Genomic DNA, 17,763 nt, shown 5'->3' on the forward strand with positions numbered 1-17,763 from the left:
CGGGATGCAAAGCTCACTCAGGGCTTTTCAGCCTACCGGCGCCCACGACCTCGCGCGGATCCGTCGAGTCGCCGGGGTGGACGTCCCGCCGGTCGAACCGCCCGTGGGGACGACCCACCGGTCGGGTCCCCCCGATCAGTCGAAAGGATTGCGTCTCAGGTGGACGGCCTGCAGCAGGCCGAGGGCGATCATGTTGGCGAACGTGGCCGAGCCGCCGTAGGACACGAACGGCAACGGCAGTCCCGTGATCGGCATGATGCCCAGCGTCATGCCGATGTTCTCGAACGACTGGAACGCCAGCCAGCACACCACGCCGCTGGCCACCAGCGTGCCGAACAGGTCGGCGGCCTGGGTGGCGATGCGCAGGCCCCGCCACAGCACCACGCCGAGCAGCACCACGATCGCGGCCGCCCCGATGAAGCCGAGCTCCTCGCCGGCGACGGTGAAGATGAAGTCGGTCTGCTGCTCGGGGACGAAGTGGCCGCCGGTCTGCTCGCCGTGGAACAGGCCCTTGCCGAACACGCCCCCCGACCCCACGGCGATCTTGGCCTGCTGGGCGTTGTAGCCGGCGCCGCGCGGGTCGTGCGACGGGTCGAGGAACGCGGTGAACCGGGCGATCTGGTACGGCTTGAGCAGCCCGAAGAAGAACACCAGGAACCCGGCCAGCAGGCCGCCGCCGACCAGCCCGGCCAGCCAGCGCTTGCGCACCCCGCAGATCGTCAGCATGCCCAGCAGCACCGCGCCGAACACCAGTGTCGTGCCCAGGTCGGGCTGGCCCATGACCAGCGCCGCGGGCAGTCCGGCCAGCGCCAGCGCCCACAGGATGTCCTTGTTGCTCGGGCCGACCTCGCCGTCGCGCGGCTCGCCGAGCAGCATCGCCAGCAGCACCACCAGCCCGACCTTGGCGAACTCCGACGGCTGCACCTGGAACCCGCCGCCGAGCACGATCCACGAGTGCGACCCGTTGATCGTCTCGCCGAGCGGGGACAGCACCGCCACCAGGCCCACGCAGGCCAGCCCGTACAGGATCGGCGCGTACGCGCGCAGCAGCCGGTAGTCCAGCAGCGCCACCACGGTGCCCAGCACGAACCCGATGACCAGGTTCAGCAGGTGCCGCTGGACGAAGGTCTCGGGGTCCCTGCCCTGCTCGGTCAGCAGCGGCACCGTCGCCGAGCGCACCAGCAGGGTGCCCACCACCGACAGCGCCAGCGCGGCCAGCACCAGCGTCCAGTCCAGGCGGCGCATGCCCGCCAGGCGGCGCCGCCACACGGTCCGGTCGCCGTAGCCGCCGACCGCTCCCACGCCCGCCCCGGCGCCGCCGGAGCCCAGCCCCCCGCCGATCACCGTGCCGTCCTCGGCGTCGTGCCGGGTTCCTGGCGCGGCGCGGTGCTCGGCGGCAGGCCCGGCCCGTCGGTCAGCACGGTGTTCGGCGCGCCGCCCGGCGAGTCGTCCGGCGACGCCCCCGGGGACACGCCCGCGGACGCGCCCGGCGACGCGCTCGGGGAGGCGCTCGGCGTCGCGTCGGAACTCGTGCCGATCACCCCGCCCGATCCGGCCGGGGGCTTGGGCAGGTCCTTGGGCAGCTCGCCGTTCTCCAGCGCGGGCTTGGCGTCCTTCTTCAGCCCGTAGATCGCCTCGTAGATCTCGCGGACGGCGGGCGCGGCGGCCGAGGCGCCCGTGCCGCCCTGCGCGATCATCGCCACCACCGCGAACCTCGGCTTGTCCGCCGGGGCGAACGAGGCGAACCAGGAGGTGTCGGCCTTGCCGTAGACCTCGGCGGTACCGGTCTTGCCCGCCACGTGCACCTTCTTGAGGTCGAAGCCGCCGAACGCTCCGGCCGCGGTGCCCTCCTTGGTGACGTCGGCGAGCGCGTCGCGCATGTAGTCGAGGACCTTGCGGTCGACGTCCAGCTTCTTGGCCGGGGGCGGCGGGACGCGGCGCACCACCGAGCCGTCCGAGCGGACCACGGCCACGCCCAGGTGCGGGGTGACCAGCCGCCCCCCGTTGGCCACCGCGGCGTACGCGCGGGCCAGTTGCAGCGGCGTCACCAGCACGTCGCCCTGCCCGACGGAGAAGTTCGCGGCGTCACCGGCCCGCCACACGTAGCCCTCGGCGCAGTTCTCGGCGGCGATCGCCTTCAGGTACGCGGCGCGTCCGGGGTCGGTTCGCTCCAGGTTCGGGTAGCCCTGCTTGGCCGCCTTGCAGTCGGCGGCGCGGGTGGCCTCCCAGTAGCGGCGCTTCCACCCACGGTCGGGGATGCGCCCGGTGCTCTCGCCGGGCAGGTCGATGCCGGTGCGGCTGCCGAAGCCCCACTTGCGGGCCATCGCCACCATCGGGTCCTTGGGGTTGGCGCGCGGTTTCGTGCCGCCGTCGCGCAGCCACTCCTCGTAGGCGAACTTGTAGTAGATGGTGTCGCAGGACACCACCAGCGCCTTGTGCAGGTTCATGTCCCCGTGCCCCTGGCCCTCGAAGTTGCGGAAGGCGCGGCTGCCCACGTTGTAGGAGCCGGGGCAGGGGTAAGTGCCGTTGAGCGAGTAGCCGTCGGCCACCGCCGCGGCCGTCGAGGAGATCTTGAACGTGGAGCCCGGCGCGAACTGGCCCTGGGTGGCGCGGGAGATCAGCGGCTCGCCCTGCTTCTTGCCGAGCAGCGCGTCGTACTTCTCCTGGGAGATGCCGCCGGTCCACACCGACGGGTCGTAGGTGGGCATGCTCGCCAGCGCCACGACCTTGCCGGTCTGCACGTCCAGCACCACGGCGGCCGCCGCGTCGGCCGGGTGGCCCTGCGAGCGGGCGCTCTTCATCGCGTTGCGCAGCGCCTGCTCGGCCGCGCCCTGCACCTTCGCGTCGATGCTGGTGACCAGGTGACCGCCGGGCAGGGCGGCCTGCTCGGACGCGGTGCCGGTGACACGGCCCTGGCTGTCGACCAGCACCCGCCGCACCCCCGGACGGCCGCGCAGGTCGGCGTCGTAGGCGGCCTCCAGCCCGTCGCGGCCGACCAGGTCGACGCCGCTGTACCCGGTGACCCGGATGCCCTTGCGCTTGTCCAGCTCGTCCTGGGTGATGGGCTGCAGGTAGCCGAGCGCCTGCGCGGCGTTGGCGCCCTCGGGCTCGGGGTACTCCCGGACGGCCTGGAACTGCGCCGTCACGCCGGGGAACTCCTCCTGCCGCTCCATGATCTGCAGCGCGCGTTTGGGGTCGACGCGGTCGTCGACGGGGATCGGCTGGAACGGCGAGCCCGGCCAGCAGGGCCGCTGGATGCCGGGCGCGCACAGCCGGATGCGTTTCTGCAGCTCGTCGTAGCCGATGCCGAGCACTCCGGCCAGGCGCCTGAGCACGGCCTCGCCCCGGTCCTTCTGCCGCATCAGGGTCGTGCGGTCCACCGACACGACCAGCGCGGTGCGGTTGCGCACCAGCGGGCGGCCCTTGTCGTCCAGGATCATCCCGCGGATGGCGGGCACCACGATGTCGCGGGTGCGGTTCTGCGCGGCGACCTGCCGGTAGTGCTCGCCGTCGAGCACCTGCATCGTCCACAGGCGGCCCATCAGCACCAGCAGCAGGGCGCCGACCAGCACGTACAGGACCACCAGCCGGAAGTGCGTGCGCGCGTTCACAGCCCGCCGCCCCGCCCGGACATCGCGCGGTAGCGGGCCGCAGGGACCGCGAACCGGTCGCGGCCCTTGTCGCCCCGGTCGTAGCGGCGGGTCACCCGCAGCACCGCCCACACCACGAACGGACTGGCCAGCACGTCGTAGAGCACCTGCAGCGGCACCATCCGCGACACCACGTCCCAGCTCGCGCGCGGGTCGGCCAGCAGCATGCCGGTCATCGCGTACAGCACCGTCCCGGCCAGCGCGCCGACGGCCACCGCCATGAAGGGCACGAAGGTCTGCCGGTCCAGCTCCGCGGCGGCCATCCCGCACGCGTAACCGATCAGGCAGTACACCAGGGCGTAGCGGCCGAGGGTGTGGTCGGCGGGCGGGATGATGTCGGCGGCCAGCCCGGCGCAGAACCCGGTGACCACACCGGTCAGCGAGCCGTTGACCAGCGCGAGCGCCACCACCGCCAGCAGCACCAGGTCCGGTGTGACGTCACCGGGCAGCGGCAGCCGGTTGGCCACCGACACCTGCAGGATCAGCGCCACCGCGATCACCAGGGCGGCGGTCAGGCCCCGTCCGGCCGTCGACGGCTCCGGCGGGTTGGTCATGGGCGCGCGCAGCACGTCAGCCCTCCGAGGTCGGCGTGGTGGACGTGCCCGTGGACGGCTCACGCCCGGCGCGGTCGCCGCGGTCGCCGCGTCCGCCGGTGGTCTCGCTCTCCAGCGGCGTGGCGCCCGGTGAGGTCAGCGGGGACGACGGCGCGCCCTCGGGAGCCCCGCCGCGCGTCGCGAACGGTGTCACGCTGGACGACGCGGACGGCGTGGGCGTCGGTGTCGGTGTCGGCGTGGGCTTCGGCTTGGGCGGCAGCACCGCGTCGCGCGGGTCGCTCTTGGGCGGCGCGACCACCACCGCGACCACGTCCAGGCTGCTGAACCGCACGAACGGCCGCAGGTAGGCGGTGCGGGTGAGGCCGCCCTCGGGCTTCTCGATGCGCTCGACCGCCCCGATCGGCACGCCCGGCACGTAGGGGCGCTCGCCCTGCGACCCGAGCGTCACCAGCCGCTGGCCCGGCCGCAGGGGGGCGTTGGCGTTGAGCATCTGGAACTTCAGCGGCGCGTCGTTGCCCGCGCTCAGACCGCGGCGCCCCCGCCCCTGGACGATGCCGATCTCGCGGGAGTCCTCCAGGCGCGCGCCGACCGAGGACGCCACGTCGGTGGCCAGCAGCACCGTGGCGGTCGCCGGGCCGACCCGGGTGACCCGCCCGACCAGGCCGTCGGCGTTCATCACCGTCATGTCGCGGCGCACGCCGCTGCGGCTGCCGACGTCGATGGTGACGGTCTCCTCGAAGCCCTGTCCGGCCGAGATCACCTGCGCCGCCACGATCTTGTAGCCGCCGATGCCGGCCGAGCCCAGCAGCCGGTGCAGCTGCTCGTTGCGGGAGGCGTCGATACGGCCGGCGCGCAGCTGCTCGCGCAGCCGCTGGTTCTCCCGTTCCAGCCGGTCGGCGCGGCGGCGCTCACCGGGCGCGTCGGTGATCGCGTCGACGGTGTTGCCGACCGGCCGCACCACCGACGCCGAGGCCCGCTCGACCGGGCCGAACACGGCCGCGCCCAGACCGCGCAGGCCCGAAAGCGGGGAGTGCTGCCCGCCGCGGTAGTCCACCGTGATCATGGTCAGCGCCACCGCAAGCAGCACGCCGAGGACCCAACGGGTCCGCCGGGTGTCCTTCACCCACCGACCTCCCGTTTCCGTCTCGCGGGGGGCGTGGGGGGTCGTCCCCCCACAAGAAGAGAAACTCGCGCGCCCGGCTCAGTGACGCGGTTCGGGGACCAGCACCTGGCGCAGCGACTCGAAGTCCTCCACGCACTTGCCGGTGCCCAGCACCACCGAGTCGAGCGGGTTGTCCACCAGGTGGATGGGCATCCCGGTCTCCTCGCGCAGCCGCTCGTCGAGCTGCTTGAGCAGGGCGCCGCCGCCGGTGAGGGCGATGCCGCGGTCCATGATGTCGCCCGACAGCTCGGGCGGGCACTTGTCCAGGGTGGTCTTGACCGCGTCGACGATGGCGTTGACCGGCTCCTCGATGGCCCGCCGCACCTCCTCAGCGGAGATCACCACGGTCTTGGGCAGCCCGCTGACCAGGTCGCGGCCGCGGATCTCGGCGTGCGGCTCGTCCTCGCCGCCCGGATGCGCCGACCCGATCGCCATCTTGATCTCCTCGGCGGTGCGCTCGCCGAGCATCAGCGAGTACTCCTTCTTGGAGAAGGAGATGATCGCCTGGTCGAGTTCGTCGCCGCCGACCCGGACCGACTGGCTGGTCACGATGCCGCCCAGCGAGATGATCGCGACCTCGGTGGTGCCGCCGCCGATGTCGACCACCATGTTGCCGGTCGGCTCGTACACCGGCAGGCCCGCGCCGATCGCCGCGGCCATCGGCTCCTCGATGATGTAGACCCGGCGGGCACCGGCCTGGTAGCCGGCCTCCTTCACGGCGCGCTGCTCCACCCCGGTGATGCCGCTCGGCACCGCCACCACGATGCGCGGCTTGGCGAAGTGCCGACGCTTGTGCACCTTCTGGATGAAGTAGCGCAGCATCCGCTCGGTCACGTCGAAGTCGGCGATCACGCCGTCCTTCAGCGGGCGTACCGCGACGATGTTGCCCGGGGTACGGCCGATCATCCGTTTCGCCTCGATGCCCACCGCGACGATCTTGCCGGTATTGGTGTTGATCGCGACGACGGACGGTTCGTTCAGAACGATGCCGCGCCCGCGCACGTAAACCAGCGTGTTGGCGGTTCCGAGGTCGACCGCCATGTCACGGCCGAGAAACGACAGCTTGTTACCCATGAAGAAAGGGAGCCCTTCGATGTCGGCGGGCGTCTAGAGCGGCGTCCCCATCGTAACGCGACGAAGCGGGGCCAGGCAGGCACCCCGGCTCCGCGAGTCGATCAAAAAACCGGCGTCGAGCAGGCAGTTCTCGTTAAAGCGCACGCGGGCCGGATGACCCGGCCCGCGTGTGTCGGCGTTGCCTCGATCGACCCCCTCCCGGGGGTGCTCAGCCCAGGTCGGGGAAGAACAGCTTGATCTCCCGCTCGGCCGAGTAGGTCGAGTCGGAGCCGTGCACGATGTTCTCGCCGATCTCCAGGGCGAAGTCGCCGCGGATGGTGCCGGGGGTGGCGCTCACCGGGTCGGTGGCGCCGGCCAGGGCGCGGAACGCCTCGACGGCGCGCGGGCCCTCGACCACCATCGCCACCAGCGGCCCGCCGGTGATGAACTCCACCAGCTCGCCGAAGAACGGCTTCTCGGCGTGCTCCTCGTAGTGCGCCTCGGCGGTCTCCCGCGGCAGCGTGCGCAGGTCCAGCGCCACGATCTTCAGGCCCTTGCGCTCGATGCGCGAGATGACCTCGCCGATGACGCCGCGGCGGACGCCGTCGGGCTTGACCAGGACAAGAGTGCGCTCGGACACGGGTGGTTCACTCCTCATGCGTGCGGATTGGAGGTGGGGACGCGCCGGTCGCGGGCGCCCACGGCGAAGGGGGCCGGGCCCTGAAGGGCCTGCACACCACTGCCTCTCGCGCGAAGCTTACCGTTCCCCGCCGCCTGAAACCGCCTCGCTCGTCCGTCCTGACGGCGCCCGTCGGCCGGCCGCGGCGGCCAGGGCGACGGTGAGGACGCCCGCGGTGATGAGCCAGACGCGGTAACCGGCGCTCAGCGCGTAGAACTGCTGCGCCGCGGTCTCCGGACGGCCCCGCTGCCACTGCCCCGCCTGCAGCGACAGCACGATGAGCTGCCCGGTGAGGATCGCGGGCGGACACAGCGACAGCCCGTACAGGGCCGCGCCGGCGCTCGTCCCGCGCAGGGACGCGGCCAGCGCCGTGCCCAGGCCCGCGCCCAGCGGGACCAGGCACGCCGTGAGCGTCCAGCGGCCCGCCGTACCGTCCACGGCGAGGGTGAGCAGGACGGCGACCACCACCAGGCCGAAGCCGCCGTGGACCGCTCCCCGCGCGCCTTCCGGCGGCAGGCGGACGGTGGCGAGCGCCCCGGCCACGGCGGCGCAGGCTGCCGCCGCGAACGGGACAGGCGACACGCCGCCGCCCTCCCCCGCCGCGGCCTGCACCAGCCCGGCCAGCGGGCCGGTCACCGGAAACGCCAGCAGCCCCACGGCGACCATGACGACCGCGCAGGCCCGGGAGTCGGGCGTCGTCCGAGCGTTGGCGGCGATGTCGTCGCGGCCGCCGGTCAGGGCGAGACCGAGCAGCGTCACCACCCCGACGCCCGCGACGACCAGCCGCGCCCCGGGCGACCACCCGTAGGTGGTGACCACCGCCAGGAAGCCGAGCCCGGCGGCGGGGGCGGCGGGGAGCAGCAGTTGCCCGCGCTCGGCGCTGCGCGCGGCGCCGCGGGCGGCGGGCGGCGCTTCCGCCGGTGCGGTGTCCCGCAGCAGCAGGCACAGCAGCGCGGCGCCCAGCGCCACGGCGGCGACCTGCGGGTACGGGGCGAGGGCCAGGCGCCAGTCGACGGCGCCGGTGGCGGGGTCGGGACGCGGCGCGGCGCGCAGCGCCACCGGCATGGCGGCCAGCAGCACCGCGGCCAGCGTCCCCGCCCACAGCGCGACCGGCAGGGCGCGGCGGCGTTCCAGCGCCAGGACGAGCGCGGCGGGCAGCGCGATGCCCGCGCCGAGGCCCTGCGCCGCCCTGGCGGCGGCGAGGAACGGGACCGAGCCGGCGTACCGGACGGCGACCAGCCCGCCCAGCAGGCAGAGCAGCCCGGCCGCCAGCACGGGCCGCGCGGGCAGGCGGCGGACGGTCACGGCGGCCAGCGGCACGGCGACCAGCAGGGCGGGCAGCGTGGCGCCGGTGGCGCGCACCAGGTCGGCGGCGCCGGCGTCGTTCAGGCGCAGCTCGTCGCGCGCGGCGTCGAGGGCGCCGTGGCCGCCGCCCGGCACCGTGAGCGCCACGGCGGGCAGCACGGTGACGGTGACCGCGATGACGGCCAGCGTCCGCGCGCGGCTGCCGGCCCCGCGGTCGGGCTCGTGGTCGTGCTCGTGTTCGTGTTCGGGCGGGGGCTGCCGGGCGGGCGCGGCGCCGTTCTGGACGGGTGCGGGCGCGCCGAACTCCACGGTCCGGGTCGGGTCGGCGAGACGATCGCGTGACGGGTCGCGTGACGGGTCGGAGGACACGGCCTTGCTCCTTTGGGAGATGGTCGTCCGCCGACGCCTTTCCCCGCGGCCGGGTGCCCGAATTGCGCGTTAAATCGAAATGGCGGAATTTCGGCGGACGATTGACGTGCCGTCGTCTCCGAATTTAACGCGCCCCGGCGTTCTCCGCCTTGCGTCCGAGCCAAATGGCGGTGACCCACAACGCGCCGAACAGCGCGCCGAGGAAGAACATGGTCGGCACCATGAATCCGGTGGCGATGATGAGTATCTGCAGCACGGCGCCCGCGGGCACCGCCCAGCCGAAGCGCAGCAGCCCGGCCAGCACCACGCACAGCACGGCCAGCCCGCCGCACACCGCCCCGGCCACCGCCCCGTCCACGCCCAGCACCGTGACGGCCACCGGGATCGCCAGCGCGATCACGATCGCCTCGCACCCCAGCACCGTCGCCAGCAGCCGTCTCATCGCCTCGCTCCGCTCGTCACCGCGTCGTCCCCCGCCCTCACTTCGCCGGTGCCCTCACTCCGCCGCCGGGGCGCCGACGCGCAGCAGGGTGCGGGCCTCGCCGACGGTGACCACCGAGCCGGTGATCAGCACGCCGGCGCCCGCGTACTCGCCCGTCTCCTCGGCCAGGCCGATGGCGCGGTCGATGGCGTCGTCCAGGCGCGGCACCAGGTGCACCCGCTCGGCGCCGAACACGCCCTCGGCCAGCTCCGCCAGCTCCTCGGCGCGCATGGAGCGCGGCGAGGAGTTGCGGGTGACGACGACCTCGGCCAGCACCGGCTCCAGCTGGTCCAGCAGGCCGGGCACGTCCTTGTCGGCGGCCACGGCGACGACCCCGACCAGGCGGCTGAACCCGAACGACTCGTGGACCGCCTCCACCGTCGCGGCCATGCCCGCCGGGTTGTGCGCCGCGTCCAGCAGGACGGTCGGGCCGGTGCGCGCCACCTCCAGGCGGCCGGGCGAGGTGGCCTTGGCGAACCCGCTGCGCACCAGCGCCGGGTCGAGCTGCCCCTCCTCGCCGCCCGCGTAGTCGTCCCCGGCGGCGATCCGGGTGGCCGCCTCCAGGCTCGGCTGGGCGCGGGTGGGCGCTCCGGACGCGAACGCCTCGACGGCGGCCAGCGCGACGGCCGCGTTCGCCGCCTGGTGGTGGCCGAACAGCGGCAGGAAGATGTCGTCGTAGGTGCCGTGCAGGCCGCGCAGGCTGAGCTGCTGGCCGCCGACCGCCACGTCCCGGTGCAGCACGCCGAACTCGATGCCCTCGCGGGCGGCCACCGCGCCGGTCTCGGCCACGCGGCGCAGCAGCACCTCGGCGGCGGGCAGCGGCTGCTGGGCCAGCACCGCCACCGCGCCCGGCTTGATGATCCCCGCCTTCTCCGTGGCGATCTTCTCGATCGTGTCGCCGAGGTGGCGGGTGTGGTCGAGCCCGATGGGGGTGACGACGGCCACGTCCCCGTCGGCGACGTTGGTGGCGTCCCACGCGCCGCCCATGCCGACCTCGACCACGGCAACGTCCACCGGCGCGTCGGCGAACGCCGCGTACGCCATCGCGGTCAGCACCTCGAAGAACGACACCCGCACGCCGTGCTTGTCGTCCACCAGCCGCACGTAGGGCAGGATGTCGCGCAGCACCTCCACGAAGCGGCGCTCGCCGATCGGCTCGCCGTCCACGGCGATCCGCTCGTGCAGGGCGGTCAGCTCCGGGCTGGTGTACAGGCCGGTGCGCAGGCCGCGTTCACGCAGCAGCGTCTCGATCATCCGGGCGGTGCTGGACTTGCCGTTGGTGCCGGTGATGTGGATCACCGGGTAGGTGCGCTGGGGTTCGCCCAGCACGTCCACCAGGTCGCGGATGCGGTCGAGGGACGGTTCGATCTCCCACTCGACCCCGCGGCTCATGATCTCCCGGACGGCGGCGGGGTAGTCCGACGGCTCTTCCACGTGGTTCACGATGCTCCATGCTGCGTCGACCGACCTCTGCAGCCTATCGCCGCCCGTCCGCGCATCGGCCGGGACTCCCGGCCTGCGAGCATGGATCGTCGGGGCACGGCCGGGGTGTGATCGGGGGGTGTGATGGACGCCGACGAGGTGTTCTTCCGCGAGTGGCATGCCCGGCGTCGCGGCCAGACGCGCGACCTGGGGCGGGCGCGCCGCGTCGCCGGCCTGCTGGGCGTGGGGGATCTTCGGGTCCCGGTGCTGACGGTGGTGGGTTCCAAGGGCAAGGGCACGGCCGCCACGTTCGCGTCCGCCTGCCTGGCCGCGGCCGGGTGGCGGGTCTGCACGGTGACCAGCCCCGGTCTGCGCGGCAACACCGACCGGATCCGGGTGGACGGCCGCGCCATCGGCGAGGACGCCCTGCGCGCGCTGGGCGGCCGGATCGAGGACGCGCTGCGCCGGATGCCGCCTCCCGGGCCCAGCTACCTGTCGCCCGCCGGGCTGTTCACCGTCGCGGGGGCGGCGCACGGGGCCGGCGTCGGCGCGGACGCGCTGGTGCTGGAGGCGGGCATGGGCGGACGGTCGGACGAGGTGTCGCTGTTCGCCCCGGCCGTCGTCGCCATCACGCCGATCTTCGGTGAGCATCTGGGCGTGCTCGGCGACACCGTCGTGGCGATCGCCGCGGAGAAGGCGGGGGTGGCGGCCCGGGGCACGCGGGCGGTGGTGTCGGCTCCGCAGGACCCGGCGGTCGCCGAGATGCTGGACGGCGTGGTCGCCGCCCGCACCGGAGGCGCCGCCACCGTCGAGTACGTGGCGGGCGACGGCGGCGAGGTGCCCGCCGGGGCGCTGCCGCAAGGGCTTGGGCGCGTCAGCGCCGTGGTGGGCGTCACCGCCGGGCTGCGGCTGCTGCGGGCGCGTGGGGTGCCGAGGCCGACGGCGTCGCGGCTGCGGTCCGTCCTGGAGTCGGTGCGGCTGCCGGGCCGCCTGTCGTGGCACCGGCTGCCCGGCACGGCGACCCAGGTCATGGCGGACTCGGCGATCGACGGCACCGGCGTCACCGCGGCCCTGGACGCCGCGCACGCCCGCTGGGGCGCCGTCGACCACGCCCTGGTCTGCCTGCCCGACCACAAGGACCTGGACGGCGCCGTGGCCGCGCTGGGGGCGCTGCCGGTCACGTTCGTGCGGCTGCCGTACCGGCACCTGCGCTTCACCCGGCCGCTGCCGCCGCACTGGACGGTGATCGACGCGTCCGACCTGACCCGCGAGCGCGTCGCGGGCCTGGGGCGGCACGTGGTCGCGCTCGGCACCGTCTACTTCGTCGGCCTCGTGCTCGACCTGGTGGACGCCGACACCGGCCGGCTGTTCACCGTCTGAGTCACTTCTCCAGGTCGGCGCGCATCCGGCGCATCAGGTCGGCCATGGCGGGGGTGCCGTCGCCCACGGTGGGCATGTTGGACGCCACGAACCCGAACGAGGACTCCGTCGCCCACGAGCAGTAGACGTGCACGTCGGACAGGACGGCGAACGTCCCGCACACGCCGCGGCCGCCGCCCTTGCCCGGCTTCACGTCCCGCGCCGTCAGCACCGTGCCGGGACGCACCTTGCGCAGGAACGCGGCGGGGTCGCCGATCTTCCCGGTTCCGCCGAGGAACACCACGTTCTGCGAGCGTTGCGGCAGGTCGGCGTACACGGCGGCCACGTTGCCGGGCCGTTCGGCGCCGCCCGCCCGCACCGCCGACGCCAGGAACGGGTAGGCGGCGCTGGCGGCGGGCATGCCGGGGGTGCGCTGCAGGCCGCCCGCGACCGCCGCCGCCGTGACGCGGTGCCGGGGGGCCTTCGTGCCGTCGCGCTCGCCGGAGGCGCCGTCCTGCCGCAGCACCAGCGCGCCCACGGCCAGCGCCGCGACCAGCCCGACGGACGCGGCCGCCGCCATGATCACGACGTAGCGGCGGGCGGTGCGCCGTTTCGCCGGGGAGACGCCGGACGGGACCTGCCCGTTGGACGCTCTCCCGGACGAGGCCTGCGCGTTGCCGACGGCGCGCTGCGGCCCCGTGGACACCACCGGGTGCGCGCCGGACGTCACCACCGGATGCCCACCCGACGTCACCACGGGATGCCCGCCGGACGTCACGACGGGGTGCCCGCCGGACGTCAGCGCCCCGTTGGTCCTGGGGAGGGCGTGCGGGCCGGTCGAGACGTCCCCGGACGCCCCGGCCAGGTCGGGGATGCGCTGCGGCCCGGAGGCCAGGTCGGGAGGAGCCTGCATCCACCACGGCTGCGCGGGAAGCTCCGCCGAGGACCCGTCCGGGCCCGCCGCGGTGCCGTCGAGGGCGGGCATCTCGACGTCGACGGCCGTGGTGGGCACGGCGGACGCCACGGGAGGCGCGGAGGCGCCCACCGCAGGCGCAGGCGCGGGACGCGCGGACGCGGGGACCGCCCGGTCACCCGCCTCGTCCGGCACATCGGAGCGATGGGGCGATTCAGCCACCTGACCTCCCGACACTTACATCGAGCCCCGAAGCACGCGGACCACCACAACGATCACACGGGATCGTAACGCCGCAGAGCCGGGCATGCCGCGCGTTCCGCACACCTGACGGCAACGCCACGTCCCACCGCGCAACGGTGGGACGTGGCGGGAGGCGGTCAGGCGGTGGGCAGGGCGGCCAGCTGGGATTCCAGGCGGGCGATGTCGGCCTCGGCCTGGCTCAGCCGGTCGCGGGTCTTGGCGACCACGGCCTCCGGGGCCTTGGCCATGAACGACTCGTTGCCGAGCTTGCGCCGGGACTGGTCGGCCTCCTTGCGGGCGTTGGCGAGGTCCTTCTCCAGGCGCTTGCGCTCGGCGGCCACGTCGATGGCCCCGGCGGTGTCCAGGCGGACGGTCACGCCCTCCACCGGCAGCGACGCGGTGGCCGAGAAGCCCTCGCCCGGCGCGTCCAGGCGCAGCAGCATCCGCACGCCCTCCTCGTGACCGGACAGCGGCGACCCGCCCCACTCCAGGGCGGCGGCCACCCGCTGCCCCGGCTTGAGGCCCTGGTCGGCGCGGAACCGCCGGACCTCGGTGACCAGCCGCTGCAGCGACGCCACCAGCGCCTCGGCGCCGTCGTCGTGCCGCGCCGCGTCCGCCTGCGGCCAGGCGGCCCGCACCAGGGTCTCCTCGCCCGTCAGGGACGTCCACAGCTCCTCGGTGACGAACGGGATGACCGGGTGCAGCAGCCGCAGCAGGCTGTCCAGCACCTCGCCCAGGACGCGGCGCGTGGCGTCGGCGGTCGCGGCGTCGTCCAGCTGCACCTTGGACAGCTCGACGTACCAGTCGCACACCTCGTCCCACGCGAAGTGGTAGAGCGTCTCGCACGCCTTGGCGAACTCGAACGACTCCAGGTGCGCGTCGACCTCGGCGATCACCTTGTTGAGCCGCGACAGGACCCAGCGGTCGACGGTCGTCAGCCCCTCGGACGGCAGCTCGCCGCGCACGTGCGCGCCGTTCATCAGCGCGAACCGGGTCGCGTTCCACAGCTTGTTGCAGAAGTTGCGCGAGCCCTGCGCCCACTCGTCGGCCACCGGGACGTCGCCGCCGGGGTTGGCGCCGCGCAGCAGCGTGAAGCGGGTGGCGTCGGCGCCGTAGCGGTCGATCCAGTCCAGCGGGTCGACCACGTTGCCGAACGACTTGGACATCTTCTTGCCGTGCTGGTCGCGCACCATGCCGTGCAGCGCGATCACCTTGAACGGCTCGACCCCGTCCATCGCGTACAGCCCGAACATCATCATCCGGGCCACCCAGAAGAACAGGATGTCGTAGCCGGTGACCAGCACCGACGTCGGGTAGAAGCGCTTGAGGTCGGGCGTGTCGTCCGGCCAGCCGAGCGTGGAGAACGGCCACAGCGCCGAGGAGAACCAGGTGTCGAGGACGTCGGTGTCCTGGGTCCACCCGGCGGGCGGCTCCTCGTCCGGGCCGGGGCACACCGTCTGGCCGTCCGGGCCGTACCAGACCGGGATGCGGTGCCCCCACCACAGCTGGCGGCTGATGCACCAGTCGTGCATGTTGTCGACCCACTCGAAGTAGCGGGCCGCCATCTCCGGCGGGTGGATCCGCACGCGGCCGTCGCGGACGGCGTCGCCCGCGGCCTTGGCCAGCGGCGCGACCTTGACGAACCACTGCAGCGACACCCGCGGCTCCACGACGGTGGAGCAGCGCTGGCAGTGCCCGACCGAGTGCTCGTACGGGCGGACCTCCTTGACGATCCGGCCCTGCTGGCGCAGCGCGGCGACCACCGCGGGACGCGCCTCGAACCGGTCCAGGCCCTGGAACGGCCCGTGCGCGGTGATCACGCCGCGCTCGTCCATGATCGTCAGCGAGGGCAGGTCGTGCCGCCGCCCGATCTCGAAGTCGTTGGGGTCGTGCGCCGGGGTGACCTTCACCGCGCCGGTGCCGAACTCGGGGTCGACGTGCTCGTCGGCCACCACCGGGATGCGCCGGCCCGTCAGCGGCAGCTCGATCTCCCGGCCCACCATGTGCTTGTAGCGGGTGTCGTCGGGGTGCACGGCCACGGCGGTGTCGCCGAGCATCGTCTCGGCCCGGGTGGTCGCCACGACGATCTCGTCCTCGCCCGACCCGTACCGGATCGACACCAGCTCGCCCTCGCGGTCGGCGTGCTCGACCTCGATGTCCGACAGCGCCGTCAGGCAGCGCGGGCACCAGTTGATGATCCGCTCGGCCCGGTAGATCAGGCCGTCGTCGAACAGCCGCTTGAAGATCGTGCGGACGGCGCGGGCGCGGCCGTCGTCCATGGTGAACGCCTCGCGGCCCCAGTCCACGCTGTCGCCCAGGCGGCGCATCTGGCCGAGGATGCGCCCGCCGGACTCGGCCTTCCACGCCCAGACCCGCTCGACGAACGCCTCACGGCCCAGGTCGTGCCGGGACTTGCCCTCCTTGGCCAGTTCCCGCTCCACCACGTTCTGGGTGGCGATCCCGGCGTGGTCCATGCCGGGCACCCACGCCGTCTCGTACCCCTGCATGCGGCGGCGCCGCACGAGCGCGTCCTGGATCGAGTGGTCCAGCGCGTGGCCCATGTGCAGCGAGCCGGTCACGTTGGGCGGCGGGATGACGATCGAATAGGCCGGACCGCCGGGGTTCCGCGCCGGATCGGCGGCGAAGTACCCTGCCGATACCCAGCGCTCGTACAGCCTGCCCTCGACGTCAGCCGGTTGGTACTTGGTGGGCAGGTCGACGTGGGCGGCCGCCTGGCCGCGCTCAGTGCTGGGCGTTGTCACGGGCCCAGATTCTACGGGCCCCGAGACGGTAGAACGCGCGGCCCTCGGTACACGTCCCAACTATCAGACCCCCACGGCGGGACGTCCGACGCCGCGGCGCCCGTCCGAACCCCCTGAGGAGTGAGATGAGCGGTTGGAACCCCCCTCCGGCGCCCGGCGGTCCTCCGGGCGGCGGCGTCCCCTACGGCCACGGCCCGCAACCGCCGGGTTTCCCACCCGGCCCGTACGGCCCGGGCGGCGGCGCCTACGGCCCCCCGCCGCCGCGCCGCTCCTCGTCCGCCCCGCTGATCATCGGCCTGGTCGCCGTGCTGGCCGTGGCGGTGGTCGCCGTGCTGGTGGTGGCCGTCGTGCTGGTCGGCGGCGGGCCCAGCTCCATCGACACCCCGTCGTCGGCGGGCGGGCTGAGCCGTGACTACTCCGCCGAACGCGAGCTGGGCACCCAGATCAGCAACCAGCAGTCGACCCTGCGCAACATGGGCGGCGCGGAGATCGACGACGTCAAGACCGCGGTCTACAGCTCGGGCTCCGACCGGTACCTGTTCGTCGGGGGCACCGGCACCTTCGACCCCGACCAGCTGCAGAGCGAGTTCCGGCGCAGCATGAACAACACCGGCGGCAGCGGCCTGTCGGTCATCACGATCCCGCTGGCCGACCCGGGCGGCGACGGCGAGGCGGCCTGCGCGTCCATCCGCGCCAGCGTCCCCGGCAGCAGCCTGTCCTACCAGACGGCCACCTGTGTGTGGATGACGGACAAGACGTTCGGCATGGTCACCCCGGCCCCGCAGTCGGGCGGCTCGCTGGGAAGCGTCCGCACCTACACCTACGGCATCGTCGCCGACCAGATGCGCCGCCTGCGCCAGGACGTCGAGAGCTGACCCTGGAATCCCGCCGGGGACGGGACACAGGTCACCTGACGCCGGGTCGTCCGACCGGAAAGGCTGGCCGCGGAGGTTCTCCCTCCGCGGTCCGCGGGCGCCGGGACGACGGGCACGACGGCAGGAGGTGCGATGGCGGCGGTACTGGGGCGCGTCGCCGGCCTTGCCGCGGCGTTCGCCGCCGGCGCGGCCGTCGCGCACCTGGCGAGCATCCCCCGCCTGCACCGGCTCACCGTCGACCTGCAGCACTCACGGCAACGGATCCTGGCCGCCCGCGAGGAGGAACGGCGCCGCCTGCGCCACGACCTGCACGACGGGCTCGGCCCCACACTCGCCAGCCTGGCCATGTCCCTGGACGCCGTCCGCCTCACCCTCCCCGGCGAACCCGAACGCGTCGCGCCGCTGCTGTCGGAGCTGCGCGACCGGCTGGCCGGCACCGTCGGGCAGATCCGCGAGCTGGCGCACGGACTGCGCCCGCCCGCCCTGGACGACCTGGGCCTGGCCGGGGCGATCGAGGCGCTGGCCGCGGGCTGCTGCGAACGCGTCGACGTGCGGGTCGGCGGCCTGGGCGAGGACGCCGGGGACCTGCCCGCGGCCGTGGAGGTCGCCGCGTACCGCATCGCGCGCGAGGCGCTGGCCAACGTCCGCGCCCACTCCCGGGCCGACACGGTGCTGGTGCTGCTGAACCGGGACGCCGCCCTGCACCTCATGATCGCCGACTCGGGCGTGGGGCTCCCCGACCAGCCCGCCCGCGGCACCGCCGACGACCGCCGCTGCCCCCACCGCCGCGGCGGCCTGGCGTCGATGCGCGAGTGGGCCGCCGAGGTCGGCGGCACCTGCCTGATCACCTCACGGCCCGGCGCGGGCACGATCGTCTCGGCCCGGTTGCCCCTGACCGTCCCGGACTACCATCGGGCTTCCCCCGAGTGAAGGTGA

General features: G+C 74.1%; 14 protein-coding genes. 3 read left to right on the forward strand and 11 right to left on the reverse strand.

What is annotated here, in order from left to right; genetic code table 11:
- Positions 1–135: 135 nt before the first annotated feature.
- The 9 genes from rodA to ABZ801_RS26785 all read right to left on the reverse strand — a co-directional run bounded on the left by rodA (position 136) and on the right by ABZ801_RS26785 (position 10,645).
- Positions 136–1,344 carry a rod shape-determining protein RodA gene (gene rodA / locus ABZ801_RS26745; RefSeq protein WP_360702639.1) on the reverse strand — a complete coding sequence of 403 codons (1,209 nt, stop codon included), beginning with the start codon at positions 1,342–1,344 and terminating at the stop codon, positions 136–138.
- Positions 1,341–3,611, reverse strand: a complete 2,271-nt coding sequence (mrdA, locus tag ABZ801_RS26750; RefSeq protein WP_360702641.1) for a penicillin-binding protein 2 — start codon at positions 3,609–3,611, stop codon at positions 1,341–1,343. Before mrdA ends, rodA begins: the two co-directional genes overlap by 4 nt.
- Positions 3,608–4,219, reverse strand: a complete 612-nt coding sequence (gene mreD, locus ABZ801_RS26755; protein WP_344951127.1) for a rod shape-determining protein MreD — start codon at positions 4,217–4,219, stop codon at positions 3,608–3,610. Before mreD ends, mrdA begins: the two co-directional genes overlap by 4 nt.
- A gap of 1 nt (position 4,220) precedes the next feature.
- Positions 4,221–5,327, reverse strand: a complete 1,107-nt coding sequence (gene mreC / locus ABZ801_RS26760) for a rod shape-determining protein MreC (RefSeq protein WP_360702644.1) — start codon at positions 5,325–5,327, stop codon at positions 4,221–4,223.
- Between the two features lie 78 nt (positions 5,328–5,405).
- Positions 5,406–6,440, reverse strand: a complete 1,035-nt coding sequence (locus ABZ801_RS26765) for a rod shape-determining protein (RefSeq protein WP_285497226.1) — start codon at positions 6,438–6,440, stop codon at positions 5,406–5,408.
- Between the two features lie 208 nt (positions 6,441–6,648).
- Positions 6,649–7,059, reverse strand: a complete 411-nt coding sequence (ndk, locus tag ABZ801_RS26770) for a nucleoside-diphosphate kinase (RefSeq protein ID WP_344951132.1) — start codon at positions 7,057–7,059, stop codon at positions 6,649–6,651.
- Positions 7,060–7,176: 117 nt separating this feature from the next.
- Complete coding sequence (locus ABZ801_RS26775; RefSeq protein ID WP_360702647.1) at positions 7,177–8,772, reverse strand: hypothetical protein; 1,596 nt, start codon at positions 8,770–8,772, stop codon at positions 7,177–7,179.
- 124 nt (positions 8,773–8,896) lie between these two features.
- On the reverse strand, positions 8,897–9,214 hold the full coding sequence (locus ABZ801_RS26780; RefSeq protein WP_344951138.1) for a DUF4233 domain-containing protein: 318 nt from the start codon (positions 9,212–9,214) through the stop codon (positions 8,897–8,899).
- A 54-nt stretch (positions 9,215–9,268) separates the two neighbouring features.
- Entirely contained in the window at positions 9,269–10,645 is a 1,377-nt protein-coding gene (locus ABZ801_RS26785) for a folylpolyglutamate synthase/dihydrofolate synthase family protein (protein ID WP_360703112.1), read from the reverse strand.
- Positions 10,646–10,819: 174 nt separating this feature from the next.
- Here ABZ801_RS26785 and ABZ801_RS26790 point away from each other — a divergent pair, with 174 nt between their 5' ends.
- Positions 10,820–12,055 (forward strand): hypothetical protein, encoded by a 1,236-nt coding sequence (locus tag ABZ801_RS26790; protein WP_360702649.1) that lies wholly within the window; start codon positions 10,820–10,822, stop codon positions 12,053–12,055.
- A 1-nt stretch (position 12,056) separates the two neighbouring features.
- Here the strand turns inward: ABZ801_RS26790 and ABZ801_RS26795 are convergent, their stop codons facing one another.
- Positions 12,057–13,046, reverse strand: a complete 990-nt coding sequence (locus tag ABZ801_RS26795) for a hypothetical protein (RefSeq protein WP_360702651.1) — start codon at positions 13,044–13,046, stop codon at positions 12,057–12,059.
- Positions 13,047–13,327: 281 nt separating this feature from the next.
- Positions 13,328–15,952: a valine--tRNA ligase gene (locus ABZ801_RS26800; protein ID WP_360702654.1), complete on the reverse strand. Its 2,625-nt coding sequence runs from the start codon at positions 15,950–15,952 to the stop codon at positions 13,328–13,330.
- Positions 15,953–16,077: 125 nt separating this feature from the next.
- On the opposite strand from ABZ801_RS26800, the gene ABZ801_RS26805 reads away from it, so the two are divergent.
- Positions 16,078–16,827: a hypothetical protein gene (locus tag ABZ801_RS26805; protein WP_344951150.1), complete on the forward strand. Its 750-nt coding sequence runs from the start codon at positions 16,078–16,080 to the stop codon at positions 16,825–16,827.
- A 132-nt stretch (positions 16,828–16,959) separates the two neighbouring features.
- A complete protein-coding gene (locus ABZ801_RS26810) occupies positions 16,960–17,757 on the forward strand; it encodes a histidine kinase (protein WP_360702656.1) in 798 nt (265 codons plus the stop codon).
- Positions 17,758–17,763 lie beyond the last annotated feature (6 nt).

Source organism: Actinomadura sp. NPDC047616 (genome assembly GCF_040642915.1).
GTDB lineage: Bacteria > Actinomycetota > Actinomycetes > Streptosporangiales > Streptosporangiaceae > Spirillospora > Spirillospora miaoliensis.